13 protein-coding genes, 1 tRNA gene and 1 pseudogene are annotated in these 13,480 nt (G+C 63.0%); 7 read left to right on the forward strand and 8 right to left on the reverse strand.

Annotation, left to right across the window (positions count from 1 at the left end; translation table 11 throughout):
* Positions 1-30: 30 nt before the first annotated feature.
* Complete coding sequence (locus tag L6D80_RS13265; RefSeq protein ID WP_176514586.1) at positions 31-834, reverse strand: MOSC domain-containing protein; 804 nt, start codon at positions 832-834, stop codon at positions 31-33.
* Between the two features lie 56 nt (positions 835-890).
* Positions 891-1,826 (reverse strand): chemotaxis protein CheV, encoded by a 936-nt coding sequence (locus tag L6D80_RS13270; RefSeq protein WP_054903103.1) that lies wholly within the window; start codon positions 1,824-1,826, stop codon positions 891-893.
* A 352-nt stretch (positions 1,827-2,178) separates the two neighbouring features.
* On the opposite strand from L6D80_RS13270, the gene L6D80_RS13275 reads away from it, so the two are divergent.
* From L6D80_RS13275 to L6D80_RS13285, 3 genes are all read left to right on the forward strand, one after another.
* A complete protein-coding gene (locus tag L6D80_RS13275) occupies positions 2,179-2,688 on the forward strand; it encodes a hypothetical protein (RefSeq protein ID WP_054903104.1) in 510 nt (169 codons plus the stop codon).
* Between the two features lie 385 nt (positions 2,689-3,073).
* Complete coding sequence (locus tag L6D80_RS13280) at positions 3,074-3,964, forward strand: sensor histidine kinase (protein ID WP_176514619.1); 891 nt, start codon at positions 3,074-3,076, stop codon at positions 3,962-3,964.
* Positions 3,961-4,620 carry a response regulator gene (locus tag L6D80_RS13285; RefSeq protein WP_054903105.1) on the forward strand — a complete coding sequence of 220 codons (660 nt, stop codon included), beginning with the start codon at positions 3,961-3,963 and terminating at the stop codon, positions 4,618-4,620. The genes L6D80_RS13280 and L6D80_RS13285 overlap by 4 nt, the downstream gene beginning before the upstream one ends.
* On the opposite strand, the gene yegS is transcribed toward L6D80_RS13285, so the two are convergent.
* A complete protein-coding gene (gene yegS, locus L6D80_RS13290) occupies positions 4,604-5,485 on the reverse strand; it encodes a lipid kinase YegS (RefSeq protein WP_176514588.1) in 882 nt (293 codons plus the stop codon). The two genes, L6D80_RS13285 and yegS, sit on opposite strands and share 17 nt — an antisense overlap.
* A 343-nt stretch (positions 5,486-5,828) precedes the next feature.
* Here yegS and L6D80_RS13295 point away from each other — a divergent pair, with 343 nt between their 5' ends.
* Positions 5,829-7,076: a glycosyltransferase family 4 protein gene (locus tag L6D80_RS13295; protein WP_176514590.1), complete on the forward strand. Its 1,248-nt coding sequence runs from the start codon at positions 5,829-5,831 to the stop codon at positions 7,074-7,076.
* On the opposite strand, the gene L6D80_RS13300 is transcribed toward L6D80_RS13295, so the two are convergent.
* Together L6D80_RS13300 and moaB are read right to left on the reverse strand one after the other, a co-directional pair.
* Positions 7,065-8,252: a molybdopterin molybdotransferase MoeA gene (locus tag L6D80_RS13300; RefSeq protein ID WP_176514621.1), complete on the reverse strand. Its 1,188-nt coding sequence runs from the start codon at positions 8,250-8,252 to the stop codon at positions 7,065-7,067. The two genes, L6D80_RS13295 and L6D80_RS13300, sit on opposite strands and share 12 nt — an antisense overlap.
* Positions 8,253-8,274: 22 nt before the next feature.
* Positions 8,275-8,814, reverse strand: coding sequence for a molybdenum cofactor biosynthesis protein B (gene moaB / locus L6D80_RS13305; protein WP_054903109.1), 540 nt, complete (start codon positions 8,812-8,814; stop codon positions 8,275-8,277).
* 176 nt (positions 8,815-8,990) lie between these two features.
* On the opposite strand from moaB, the gene L6D80_RS13310 reads away from it, so the two are divergent.
* Both L6D80_RS13310 and L6D80_RS13315 read left to right on the forward strand, forming a co-directional pair.
* Positions 8,991-9,212: a YgdI/YgdR family lipoprotein gene (locus L6D80_RS13310; RefSeq protein WP_054903110.1), complete on the forward strand. Its 222-nt coding sequence runs from the start codon at positions 8,991-8,993 to the stop codon at positions 9,210-9,212.
* Between the two features lie 81 nt (positions 9,213-9,293).
* Positions 9,294-9,370: transfer RNA gene (locus tag L6D80_RS13315), tRNA-Pro, on the forward strand.
* A 91-nt stretch (positions 9,371-9,461) separates the two neighbouring features.
* Here the strand turns inward: L6D80_RS13315 and L6D80_RS30300 are convergent.
* The 3 genes and pseudogenes from L6D80_RS30300 to L6D80_RS13325 all read right to left on the reverse strand — a co-directional run bounded on the left by L6D80_RS30300 (position 9,462) and on the right by L6D80_RS13325 (position 13,028).
* Positions 9,462-10,229 carry a methyl-accepting chemotaxis protein gene (locus L6D80_RS30300; protein ID WP_371263321.1) on the reverse strand — a complete coding sequence of 256 codons (768 nt, stop codon included), beginning with the start codon at positions 10,227-10,229 and terminating at the stop codon, positions 9,462-9,464.
* Positions 10,230-10,346: 117 nt separating this feature from the next.
* Positions 10,347-11,078 (reverse strand): annotated as a pseudogene (locus tag L6D80_RS30305) (HAMP domain-containing protein); the annotation flags it as partial.
* Positions 11,079-11,267: 189 nt separating this feature from the next.
* Positions 11,268-13,028 carry an ABC transporter transmembrane domain-containing protein gene (locus tag L6D80_RS13325; protein WP_176514594.1) on the reverse strand — a complete coding sequence of 587 codons (1,761 nt, stop codon included), beginning with the start codon at positions 13,026-13,028 and terminating at the stop codon, positions 11,268-11,270.
* Between the two features lie 203 nt (positions 13,029-13,231).
* On the opposite strand from L6D80_RS13325, the gene L6D80_RS13330 reads away from it, so the two are divergent.
* Positions 13,232-13,405: a PA1571 family protein gene (locus L6D80_RS13330; RefSeq protein ID WP_176514596.1), complete on the forward strand. Its 174-nt coding sequence runs from the start codon at positions 13,232-13,234 to the stop codon at positions 13,403-13,405.
* Positions 13,406-13,480 lie beyond the last annotated feature (75 nt).

Here is a 13,480-nt window from a genome sequence, read left to right on the forward strand (position 1 = left end):
AACCCGCGACGAGGCCGGTAACGCCCCCCCTTATTCCAGCACTTCGACCTCCATCCCTACCGCCAGCCGGCCACTGCCATCTACCGCCAGGTTCTGCCCGAATAAAATATCCCCCTCCTTTTCGCGGAAGGTCTTGAGCGTGGTCAACGGCTCACGGTCCGGGCTGCGTGCCCCGGTCGCCGGGTCCAGCGTGGTGAAGATGCACCGCACGCTGGGTTTGAGCACACGAAACTGCAACCCGCCAATGCGTATGCGCTTCCAGCCATCCTCGGCAAACGGCGCTGCCCCCTGCACCACTAGGTTTGGCCTGAAGCGCAGCATTTCCATGGGCCGGCCAATGCGCCGGTTCAACTCATCCAGCGAGCCCTGGCCGATCAGCAATAACGGAAAACCATCGGGGAACGCCGCACGGTCACTGTTCAAGCCGTAGCCACTGGGCAGGTAGCGCGCCCGCTGCTCCGGGCAATAGACCAGCCGTACCGGCTTGCCAAGCAGTTGCGACAGCCAGGCTGCAGCCTCATCACCTGCATCCGGCACGCGCAAGGTATCGCGCCAGAGGGTCACACCACGCAAGCCCTCGTCAGCAGGCGGCACTGCCACCTGCACAGGCGCCTGCCCTGGGGTCTCCAACAGCAACGCCCCCGCCTCACTTACGCTCGCCTTGAGCTGGCTGAGTTGCGGCCAGGCGCGCTGGGTCAGGAAGCGTCCGTTGTCTTCCTCGACCACCAGCCAGCGCCGGTCGCCTGACAGACCAAGAGGGTCCACCGCGCATGCCTGCAGGCATTGCGCCTGGCCTGACTTCACCGGGTACCGGTACAGCTCACTCAGAAACATCCCTGCCTGCCTCGTGCCATGTCAAACAGCAAGCTTATACCCGGCAGCGGCATGGATCACGCGGTGGTGGTATCCAGAAGCAGGCGCTGTTTGACCACATCGACCAGGCGATCGGGCTGGAACTTGGAGAGGAAGTTGTCACAGCCGACTTTCTTGACCATTGATTCGTTGAAGCTGCCCGACAACGAGGTGTGCAACACCACATAAAGCTTGCGCAGGCGCGCGTCGTTGCGGATCTCGGTCGTCAGCCGGTAGCCATCCATTTCCGGCATTTCCGCATCGGTGAACACCATCAGCAGCTTCTCGCAGACATCCTCGCCAGCGTCGGCCCAGCCCTTGAGCATGCGCAATGCTTTCAGGCCATCACTGGCCACATGCAGCTTCACCCCCAGTTGCGACAGGGTGTCCCGCAGCTGCGCCAGGGCAACACTGGAGTCATCCACCAGCAGCACCTCACGGCCTCGGGCGCGGGCCAGCACCGGGTCGGCCAGCTTGTCACCGGACACCCTGGCGTTGTACGGCACGATCTCGGCCAGCACCTTCTCCACGTCGATCACTTCCACCAGCTTGTCATCGACCTTGGTAATGGCCGTCAGGTAATGCTGGCGGCCCGCACTGGAAGGCGGCGGCATGATGGCCTCCCAGTTCATGTTGACGATGCGATCGACCCCACCCACCAGAAATGCCTGCACCGAGCGGTTGTACTCGGTGACGATGATGGTGCTGTCCGGCCCGGGTTGCAGTGGGCGCATGCCGATCGCCTGGGACAGGTCGATCACAGGCAACGTTTGCCCGCGCAGGTTGACCACACCACAGACGAATGCGTGACGCTGCGGCATCAAGGTCAGCTTGGGCAGTTGCAGCACTTCCTGCACCTTGAACACGTTGATTGCGAACAGCTGGCGGCCAGCCAGGCGGAACATCAGTATTTCCAGGCGGTTCTCACCCACCAGTTGCGTTCGTTGGTCTACCGTGTCGAGAATGCCAGCCATTGGAAAACCTCCAGGCTTGAGTCGGAAAATGTGAATTCATTCACCCTGTATCGGCGGCTCAAGGCGCAGCTTGACCCTCACGGGAAAATGCCGCACAGGGCAATTGATATCAAATTACCATCATGCTTTACTGCGGTCCTCAACGCCCAGATCGACAGCGATTCCCACCTGCCACCCCCTAGGCAGGCATCAGGGAAACCCTTAGTAGCAATCGGGCGAAAGCTGATGTTCGCGATATCCTTTAGCCATTAATGTGACGCCATTCTCATTGCATGAATGGAGTCAGGCTTTTGCTAGCGATCGACATGGCGTGCCCATTTTCTGCTCCTGCCCTGCGCACTGGAGTGTCTTGATGGACAGCACAGTCCCAAAGAGCGGCGCCCTGCAGGAATTTCTGCTGGATGCTCAGGTCTTGCTGACCCAGTGCCAGGAATGCCTGCAGCACCTGGAGTTGATCGCCAATGACCCGGACGCCTGTCATTGCCTCAGCCACACCCTCGATACCCTGGCACGTCGCGCCAGCGGCCTGGGCCTGCTTGAAGTCGCTCACTACTGCACCGTGCTGCAGCAGTTGCTGGCACCGGCCTGCCAACGCCAGCACCTGCACAGCAAGGCCTTGCCGGCGCTGGATGCCTGCCTGACCCTGCTGGCCTGGCAGCTGGAGCTGGTCGACGCCCAGACCGGCCGCCTGGCGCTGGACACCAGCGAGCAAGTCGCGCTGCTGACCGAACTGGCCACCGTGCTGGATCAACCGGTGCCGCAAACGTGTGCGCCGTGCCACGAACAGGGCAACCGCTGCGATCATCCTCACCAGAGCCTGCCACAGGGCGCCACGCCCAGCCTGCCCAACCAGGCACATTAGCGGGGCGGCAATCCAACTAAGTGCGTATTAAATGCCGCACCCAGGTCGAACTTGTGAACAGCTGTTAGTTCAGGCACCTGCAGTTGACCCATGACAATCCCAAGTTGAAATGGGCCGCCCACCGTTGGACTAAGTGACATCACTTTGATAGCCATTGCCGTCGCCAAAAAGTCGTGTTCCACCCGCAGATTCCGAGGTTTCAAAGCATTGCCCAGCCGCGACCAAACCGGTCCGAGGTGTTACCATGCGCACTAACAAATACCGGCCGACCGTATACAGAACGCTTACTCATCCGCTCGGCGATTAATTGAAAGCACGACGCCAAAGCCTCTGGCAAAACATGTGCAAGGCCTCCATCAGCAAGACTTCAGTGGCTTCCCAATTTATGTTCCCACGCTTGAAGACCCCTTTGCGCTGCCGTTCTCGCGCTACCCTGCTGCGCTGGGCGACGGCATTGCTGTGCGTGGGCTCGCTGGTTGCCAATCTGTTGCTGCTGGTGCAGGGCAACGCGATGCCGGCCAGCCTGCTACTGCTGCAGCTGGTGGCCATGCTCGGGGTCGCCTGGCACCTCAGGCACGGCGCCAAGTCGATCAGCATGCGCCCGGCGGAACTGGCCGACCGCATGCTCAAGGTTCAGGAAAGCGAACGCCAGCACCTGAGCCGTGAACTGCACGACGACATCGGCCAGTTGCTGACCGCCGCCAAACTCCAGGTGGAATGGCTGCAACGCCGTGTCCCCGACGACTTGCAAGCGCATTTCGGGACCTTACGCGGCACCTTGGAAGACACCCTGGGCAAAGTCCGTGACGTCTCCGCCATTCTCAACCCGCGCCAGTTGGCCAGCCTTGGCCTGGAAGCCAGCCTGCGCGCTCACCTGGTGCGTACGCTGGCAAACTCCGATGTGCACTGGAGCCTGGAATGCAACCAACGCCTGGGCGGGATCTGCGAGGAGGTGGCCATGGCCGCCTTCCGCATCACCCAGGAGGCTGTCACCAACATGCTGCGCCATGCCCAGGCGCGTAACCTGACCATCCGCCTGCAGCGCAGCGCCGCCGGCCTAACGTTGTCGATCGAAGATGATGGCCAGGGATTCACGCCGGCGGCCAACCCGGCCGTGGCAGGCCAACGGGGCATGGCCGGCATGCAGGAACGTGCCACTGCCCTGCAGGGCAGCCTGGAGATCGTCAGCCAGCCTGGCCTGGGCACCCGAATCGTTGTGCTGTTCCCGTGGCCACCACGCACCCATGAACGTGCCAGGACGCCTGTTTCCCGATGACCTGTAGATTGCTGCTGGTGGATGACCACTCGCTGATCCGTGCCGGGGTCCGTGCCCTGGTGTCCGATATCCCCGGCTACACCGTCGTTGGCGAGGCCGACGATGGTGGTCAGCTGCTCGAGCATGTTCAGCAACTGCACCCGGACATTGTCCTGCTGGACATTTCCATGCGCACCACCAGTGGCCTCGACGCCCTCACCCTGCTGCGCGCCACGGGCAACACGTGCAAGGTGCTGATCCTGTCGATGCACACCGACCCGGAGTTGATCATGCGGGCCCTGGAGAGCGGCGCCCATGGCTATCTGCTCAAGGATGCCACTGCCACCGAACTGGAGCAGGCGCTTGCCGCCCTGCGCACCGGCGAGCGCTACCTCAGCCCGGCCATCGCCCACACGGTGATCAACCAGGCACTCATGCGCGCCCAGCACGGTAAACAACCGGATACCGAGCGGCACAACCTGACGGCGCGACAACTGGAAATCCTGCGCCTGATCGTACGCGGCAAGTCCACCCGCGAGATCGCCACGGGCCTGGGCCTGTCGATCAAGACCGTCGAAACCCACCGCTCACAGATCATGAAGCGTCTGCAGATCTACGACGTTGCCGGTCTGGTGCTGTTTGCCGTGCGCGAAAAGATCATCAGCCTGGACGACTGAGCAGCGGCGAGTCGGCCGGCAGGTGCAGGCGCAACGCGCCAGGGCGAACATCAAAACGCAGGCTTTCGGCCTGCAGCGGCTCACCGTCGAGGTTCATGTCCAGGCCTTGCGTGCTCTTGACTTCAACCCACGGCACGCGCGCGCGTACAAACAGCCCCTCACCGCCCAGCAGGTCACGCAGAGCCCCCACTACCTGCTGCGGTGCCGGCAGGATCGCCACGTCAAGCAAGCCATCGTCCACCCTCGCCTCAGGGCACAACACCTGCCCGCCACCGGCCTGGCGGCCGTTGCCGATGCCCAGTGCCAGCAGCTCGCCTTGCCAATGGAAGTCCGGACCGGCCACCTCCACCGACGCCGCCTGCAGCTCGCTGAAGCGGGACAGGCCGGTGAACAGGTAGGCCGCACCGCCCAGCACTTTCTTCAGGTCTTCAGAGGTGCTGGCCGTGACCTGGCTGCCAAAGCCGCCGGTGGCCATGTTCAGAAACAGTTGCTCACCCACCCGCCCGAGATCGATCGGCCGTGCCGGCACCTCTAGCAGAGCCAACGCCTGCGCAGGCTGCAGCGAAACGCCGGCGGCCCTGGCAAAATCATTGGCTGTGCCCAACGGAAGCAGCGCCAGGCTGGCCTCGGTGCCCGCCTGCCCCATGGCTTCAGCCACTTCGCGCAAGGTTCCGTCCCCGCCACCGGCAACCACGTGCGTATAGTCGGCCCCCAGCGCTTCGCTGACCAGCCGCTGAGCATCGCCCGCCTCCCAGGTCACCCGCACGTCCAGCGTCCAGCCCTGTTCGCGCTGCGCGAGCACGGCCTTGCGCACCTCTTCGTTCATCGCCTGCTTGCCATGCAGGATCAATATCGCCTTGCGCATCACGCTTCTCCATCGGGACAACCAGTGCAGATCTCGACCACTGGCAGCGGCAGAATGCTGCATGACGCAAGGATTTTAAGCACCGCCAGGTCATGGGTCTGCCTGTTCAAGCAAAAGCGCCCTTTCCAGACCCTCCATGCTCGACAACTCTTTGGCTGTTTTAGGTCAATCATTCAAACAAGACGATTTTTTGACGAAAATCGTACCAACAAGCCCGCAATCACCTGGGCGAAGGCGCCATCGTGCGCTTTACTGTTAGCTACGGACGCGTACCGGCAGCAGCAATCGGCTGGCTGCCAAGGGCGCGTTTTTTGTCCGCGGCCTTTAACGAGGATTCCGGCTCATGCGCATTCTCTGGACACTGCCCTATCTGCCGTGGCCCACCACCAGTGGTTGCAAGGCCCGGCAATACCATCTGCTGCGCGCCCTTGCGCAACATGGCCACCGGATCACCTTGTTGGTGCAGACCAAAATCCCCTTGAGCGATGCGACCCGCGAAGCCCTCACCCCCCTGGTAGAGCGCTTGATCGTGCTACCCCGGCGCGCCCTGCACAGCCCGCTCAACCTGTTGGCTTCGCCGATCATCGACTACCCCATGCGGGCGATCATCAATGGCTTGGCACCTTGCCTGCGCCACCGTTTCGAGCAATTGCTGGACGAGCCTTGGGACGTCATCCAAATCGAGCACAGCTACAGCTTCCAGCCGTTCGAAAAGGCGCTGCAGGCCCGTGGCTTGCCGTACATGCTCAGCGAGCACACCCTCGAATCGGTGATGGGTGCGGCCTGCCATGACCGCCTGCCGCTGTGGCTGCGCCCACTCAACGCGTTCGACCGCTGGCGCTACCGCCGCTGGGAACAACGCGTACTGTGCCAACCCAGTGAAGTGGTGGCGGTCAGTGCCCATGACGCTGAGCTGATCAGCCAGATCAGCGGGCGCCCGGTCAACGTGGTGGTCAATGGGGTGGATTGCGCTTACTACCAGGACGTACGCCCCGCCCTGCACAGCCAGCGATTGCTGTTCGTCGGCAATTTCGAGTACGGCGCCAACCTGGAAGCCATCGAGTGGGCGCTGGAAGAAATCCTGCCGCAAGTATGGATGAGCAACCCGGCCGTGCGCCTGGCCATTGCCGGGCACGCCATGCCTGCCAGCTGGAAGCTGCACTGGAACGATCCCCGTATCGAATGGCTCGGCTATCGTCCTGACCTGCGCGAACTGCAGCGCCGCTCAGCGCTGTTCTTTGCACCGCTGCGCTACGCTGGCGGTTCGAAGGTGAAAATTCTCGAAGCGATGGCCGCCGGGCTGCCGGTGATTACCACCGGCAAGGGCGTTTCCGGCCTTGCCGTGAACAATGGCGAACATTACCTGGGCAGCGATGACGGCGACCAGTTGGCACTGCTGATCACGCAGTTGCTGAACCAACCCTGGCGCATGTGCCAACTGAGCGAAGCCGGCCGCCAGTTTACCCGGCAACGTCACGACTGGAGCGTGGCCGCCCAACAACTGGAAAACGTGCACATGCGGCTGACCCAGGCGGCCACCGCCACCGCCACACAACCGCGCGGTGCCTGGGTCGGGCGGTCAGCCAAGTAGTTCGCTCAACGGTATGAACGGCACGCTGTCTCCGGTCTTCGGCGTGCTGCCTTCGCGCACCTCGACCAGGCCCTCAGCCCAGGCGGCGCTGCGCAGCACACCCGAACTCTGGTTCTTGTAGATGCGTACCTGGCCATTGTCGATCCGTGCGCGCAGGTATTCACGCCGGGTGCCTGCCTTGGGCCAGTCGAACCCTGCCGGCACGTCGAACCGCAGCGGCGTGACCTCGACCACACCTTGACGGCGTAACAGGTAGGGGCGCGTGAGCAGGCCGAAGGTAACCAGGGTCGACGCCGGGTTACCTGGTAGGCCAATCACCGGCACACCGTGGTAATGGCCGAAGGTCAGCGGCTTGCCCGGTTTGATCGCAAGCTTCCACAGCGCCAGCTCACCCGCTTCGCGCAGCGCCGCACCGAGGTAGTCGGCCTCTCCCACGGACACGCCGCCAGTGGACAGTATCAGGTCGACATCGCCCAGGCTGGCCAGGCATTCGCGGGTACGCGCCAGGTCATCGGGCAGGATGCCACTGTCACGCACTTCACAACCCAGGCGCTGCAGCCAACTGACCAGCAGGCGCCGGTTGCTGTTGTAGATCTGCCCCGGGCCCAGCGGCTGGCCAGGCTCGACCAGTTCGTCGCCGGTGGACAGCACCGCCACCCGTACCCGTCGTACCACGTCCACTTCGGCATAGCCCAGTGTGGCAGCCAGGCCCAGCTCAATGGGCCCCAGCCGCGTGCCCGCACACATGACCTGCTCACCTTTGCGGGTTTCCTGACCCTGCGGGCGCACATTCTGATCCACCTTGAGGGGTTCGAGAAAGCGCACCCGGCCATCGTCCAGTACCGCGGTGTTTTCCTGCATCTCGACACAGTCGGCACCAGCGGGCAGTGGCGCCCCAGTAAAGATCCTGGCGCAGGTGCCAGGCTGCAGGGCGTCGGGCGCGTGCCCGGCAAAAATGCGCTGGCTGACCACCAGCGGCTCGCCCTGCCAGTCCGCCAGGCGCAGCGCGTAGCCGTCCATGGCACTGTTCGGCCAGGGCGGCAGGTCGAGCGAGGCGACCAGGTCGGTGGCAAGCACGCGGCCCTCGGCTTCAGCCAACGACACGCGCTCGATGTCCTTGATCGGAGCCGCTTCGGCCAACGCCAGCAAGCGCTCCAGGGCTTCCTCCACCGGCATCAGCGGCCGGGCCGACGATGCCTCAACCACGGCTTTCGCAGGCCGCTGCCTGCTTCAGATGGGGGACGAAATTGCAAGGGCGATGGCGGGCATCCAGCTGTTCGGCGAGGATGCCGTCCCAGCCAGTGCGCACAGCATTGGTCGAGCCCGGCAGGCAGCAAACCAGGGTGCCATTGGCCAGGCCTGCCAACGCTCGCGACTGCACAGTGGAGGTCCCGATGTCGGCTATTGAAATCTGCCGAAACAGTTCGCCGAAGCCCTCGACCTGCTTGTCCAGCAGGCAAGCGACCGCTTCGGGTGTGCTGTCGCGACCCGTGAACCCGGTACCACCGGTAATCAACACAACCTGCACGCTGTCGTCGGCAATCCACGTCGCGACCTGGGCGCGAATCTTGTACAGGTCGTCCTTGAGCAGCACTCGTGCCGCCAGCCGGTGGCCTGCGGCTGTCAGACGGTCCACGAACATCTGCCCGGACGTATCGTTTTCAAAGGTGCGGGTATCGCTGACCGTCAGCACGGCAATGTTCAGCGCCACGAAGGGGGTATCTGCCTTGGCTTTCATGAGTGTCCATCGCAGGAAAAGAGGATGCTCGCATTTATATCACAGCCCACTTCAAGGCAGCCTTGGCAGACCTGGATCAATACGCAGCGAATCGCGCTATGCTGCACTGCAAAGGAACTTGCGCAGAAGCCCTGCGTCATAAAGGTCATCTAGCACCATCGCACTGGAGAAACATGATGATTCAACGGACCCTTCCCGCCTTTCTGCTTGCCCTGGGCCTTGGCGCCCTCGCCGGTTGCGCTTCGCCGACCGTGATTACCCTGAATGACGGCCGCGAGATCCAGGCAGTGGACACCCCCTCTTATGACGAGGACTCCGGCTTCTACGAATTCGAGCAACTCGATGGCAAGCGCACGCGCCTGAACAAAGATCAGGTGCGTACCGTCAAGGAGCTCTGATCGAGCCCCTGTTTTGAACGTAAGCCCTTGTTGTTAAAAGGGCTTGCGCTCAAAAAAACGATGCAGTAGGATTTTGTTCATCGGAGTGTAGCGCAGCCAGGTAGCGCGTCTCGTTCGGGACGAGAAGGCCGCAGGTTCGAATCCTGTCTCTCCGACCAAATCCTCAAAAGCCCGCCTTGTGCGGGCTTTTTGTTGCGCCTGGAAAATGCGTGGAACCTGGACCGGCCTCTGAATGGAGGCCGGCAAGCACTATGCGGTCAACCGCGAGGTTACTTCACCCAGCTGCCCCGACAACCCGTGCAGGCGCTGGCCGGCTTGTTCGGTATGGTGCACCGCTTCCTGGTTGGCGGTGGCAATGCGGGTAATCTCGATCAGGTTGCACGAAATGTCTTCGGCCACGCTGGTCTGCTCTTCAGCCGCGGTGGCGATCTGCCGGTTCATGTCGCGGATGGCCTCGACGGCTGTGGTGATACGCTGCAGCATCTGCCCGGCCTGCTGCACCTGCTCAGCCCCTTCCTCGCTACGCCGTTGGCCGCTTTCGATGGCCTTCACCGCCTCTACCGCGCCAGACTGCACCGCCTCAATGATCTGATGGATTTCGGCGATCGAGGCCGCCGTACGCTGGGCCAGGCTGCGCACCTCATCAGCCACCACCGCAAAGCCGCGCCCAGCTTCACCGGCACGGGCCGCTTCGATGGCCGCGTTGAGCGCCAGCAAGTTGGTCTGCTCGGCAATGCCACGGATCACTTCCAAGACCTTGCCGATGCGCGAACTGTCGCTCTCCAGATGCCGGATCACTGCGGCTGTATCTGCGATTTCGCGGTTGACCCTGGCAATGATATCGATCGTTTGCTGCATGACCTGCTCGCCCGCCTGAGCGTTGTGGTCGGCATCGTCGGCCGCGCGGGCGGCCTCGGCGGCATGGCGCGCCACCTCCTGGGCGGTGGCGGACATCTCGTGCATGGCCGTGGCCACCTGGTCGGTGCGCTGGAACTGGTCATGGGAACCTCGCGCCATGCCACTGGCGAGGGTGCGCAACTGGCCGCTGGCGCCCTCCAGCTCCTGGGCATTGTCCTTGAGGCGGCCGATGGTTTCCGCCAGGAAGTCGCGCAACGTATTGGCCGCAGACGCCAGCCGGCCCAGCTCATCCTCTCGATGGCTGTCGACCCGTGCGGCAAAGTGGCCCTGGCTCAACTGCGCAACGTATTCGATCAACTGGCGAATCGGGTCGATCAAGCTGCGGTTCACCCGCCACAGACTCAGTACGCCTACCAGCAGCGCCGACCCCAGCATCACCAGCACGCCCAGCCACACCGTGCGCTCGGCGCTGGCACTGATGCTGCCAGCGCGCGTACGGGCCTCGGCCCGTAGCTGTTCGACCAACACACTCATTTGCTCGCCGGCGGCGCGGTCAACCCCTTTGACCGCCTGGTCGCCCGCCGCTGGATCACCACCGGCGGCCAGAAACGCCTCACGCCCTTGTGCATAGGCAACGCCCAGTTGCCGGTGGCTGTCACGCAACTGCTGCAAGGGCGCCTTGAGCGTGGCATCGCTGCTGTCGATCAGTTGCCCGAGCAATTGCTGAACCTGTTGCTCGCGGGCCTGAAACTGCTGCCAGTATTTGTCCAACTCGGCCGGCTGGCGGCCACGCAGCAACACGTTCTTCCATTCCTGCACCTGGATCTTGAATTGCAGGTTGGCCTCGTCGATCAACTGCGAGGCCCGCAGCGGCCCCTCCACCAGCTCGGCGTAGCTGCGCACGCTGGAGGATAGAAACTGGAAGCACACCAGCGCGATCAGCAACATCGCCGCCAGGCTGCCGCCAAGCAGGGTGAGAATTTGCACTCTGAGGGATTTACGCAACATCGCGGATCTCGGAACAAGGAGAAAGGAAACAGCGCGCCGTTGGCAGCGCTGCGACAGACATCCATGTCCTCGTTCGCAGGCAAAAAAAAGCTGCCATCGATCGATAGCAGCGAGGTCGAGCACTTACGCAACAGTTGAAATAGATAGTCTCAAGCAATTGCTACAGAAATGTTACAGCCACGGGACAGACTAATGGGTGGTGAACTGCAGTGCGGCCAGGCGGGCATACAGCGGGCTTTCTTCAATCAGCTGGCGATGGGTGCCCACTGCCACCAGTTGCCCCTTGTCAATCACGGCAATCCGGTCGGCGTGTTGCACCGTGGCCAGGCGATGTGCGATGACCAGCGTGGTGCGGCCGGCCATCAAGCGGGGCAGCGCCTGCTGGATCAGGTGCTCGCTTTGCGCATCGAGTGCACTGGTGGCCTCGTCAAGCAACAGGATCGGTGCGTCCACCAGCAGCGCACGGGCAATCGCCAGACGCTGACGCTGCCCGCCCGACAGGCCGATACCGCCCTCCCCCAGGACCGTCTGGTAGCCTTCCGGCAACTGGCGAATGAATGCGTCCGCGTGCGCCCCTCGCGCCGCCGCCTCGACCTCGGCCAGGGTCGCCTCGGGCCGGCCGTAGCGGATGTTGGCTTCGACACTGCCCCGAAACAGGGACGGGGTCTGTGCCACCAATGCAAACTGGCGGCGCAGGTCTGCCAGCGCCAGGGTGTCGATGGGCCGCCCATCCAGGAGGATGCGCCCGTGCTGGGGGTCGTAGAAGCGCAGCAGCAAGTCGAACAGGGTTGACTTGCCCGCACCCGATGGGCCAACCAGCGCCACCGTCTGGCCTGGTTCGATCACCAGGCTCAAATGATCGATAGCCGCTACTGACGGCCTCGACGGGTAAGCAAATGCCACCTGCTCAAGCTCAATGCGTCCAACGGCCCGCTGCCGGTTCTCAGGCACCTCGTCAGGCGCCAGAATCGCACTGCGCGCAGCCAGCAGCTCGGCGATGCGCTCGGCCGCGCCTGCAGCACGCTGCAACTCACCGATCACCTCGCTGAGGGTGCCGCACGCACTGCCGACGATCAAGCTGTAGAAAACGAACGCCGCCAGCTCGCCGGCTGAGATGCGCCCGGCAATCACGTCCATGCCCCCTACCCACAGCATCACCCCTACCGCGCCCAGCACCAGCACGATGACCAGGGTGATCAGCCAGGCGCGTTGGGCAATGCGGCGCCGGGCAACGGTGAATGCCGCCTCGACCGTGTCGGCGAACAGTGCGCGATCCCGCGCCTGGTGGTTATACGCCTGCACGGTCTTGATTTGCCCGAGGGTTTCGGCCACGTAGCTGCCCACATCCGCCACCCGGTCCTGGCTCTGCCGCGACAGGCTGCGCACGCGTCGCCCGAACAGCAGGATCGGCGCCAGCACCAGCGGCAGTGCCACCACCACGATGCTGGTGAGTTTGGGGTTGGTGATGAACAGCAGCACCACCCCACCTAGCACCATCAGGGCATTGCGCAGGAACATCGACAACGATGAGCCGATCACCGACTGCAGCAACGTAGTGTCGGCGGTCAGCCGCGACTGGATTTCCGAGCTGCGGTTGTCCTCGAAAAAGCCTGGGTGCAGCCCGATCAGATGGTCGAACACAGCGCGGCGGATATCGGCAACGCAACGCTCACCGATCCAGGACACCAGGTAGAACCGGCTGAAAGTACCTACCGCAAGGGCAAGCACCAGGATCAGGAACAAGCCGATGGTCTGGTTCAACTGATGCGCGGAGCGGGTCATGAACCCCTGGTCCACCAGCAGGCGAATGCCCTGCCCCATGGACAAGGTAATGGCGGCGGTCACCACCAGTGCCAGCAAAGCCAGTAGCGCTTGCCGACGGTAGGGACGCATGAACTGCCAGCCGAGGCGCAAGGCGCGACGCTGGCGAGGGGAAACCGGTTCGGGCATGACGATGACCACAGCGACAGGGAACCTGCAGCCTACCATTCATCCGGCCTGGCAGTGGCTATAGCCCATCGTTCTAACGGCGCTCTGGAGATTTGCAGCGCTTTCTGATGGACTATTTGTGTCGTGACATTACAAGAGCCACTGTCACGGGCCAGTCACGGCACAGGTTTACCTTGATATCGGACCTGACGAGGAGACAGGACATGAGCTTGCAGCATGCCAGCGATACCCCTAAACCCCAGCATCACGCGCAACCTGAAGTTTGTGGCTCGATCATCGACGCCCAAGGCCGTGAAGTGCCCATCACCGAGCAGATGATCCAACAGGCCTGCAAGGCCCTGGAAGACAGCCGGGTGGCAAAAGTGCACAAGGGCTAAGTGCAGAATTGATTGCAACCCGGCGCTTGCGCCGGGTTTTTATTGGCCTGTTGGTTGGCGGCCTGCTTCAGGTTT

This window comes from Pseudomonas ceruminis (genome assembly GCF_021602025.1).
Taxonomy (GTDB): Bacteria; Pseudomonadota; Gammaproteobacteria; order Pseudomonadales; family Pseudomonadaceae; genus Aquipseudomonas; species Aquipseudomonas ceruminis.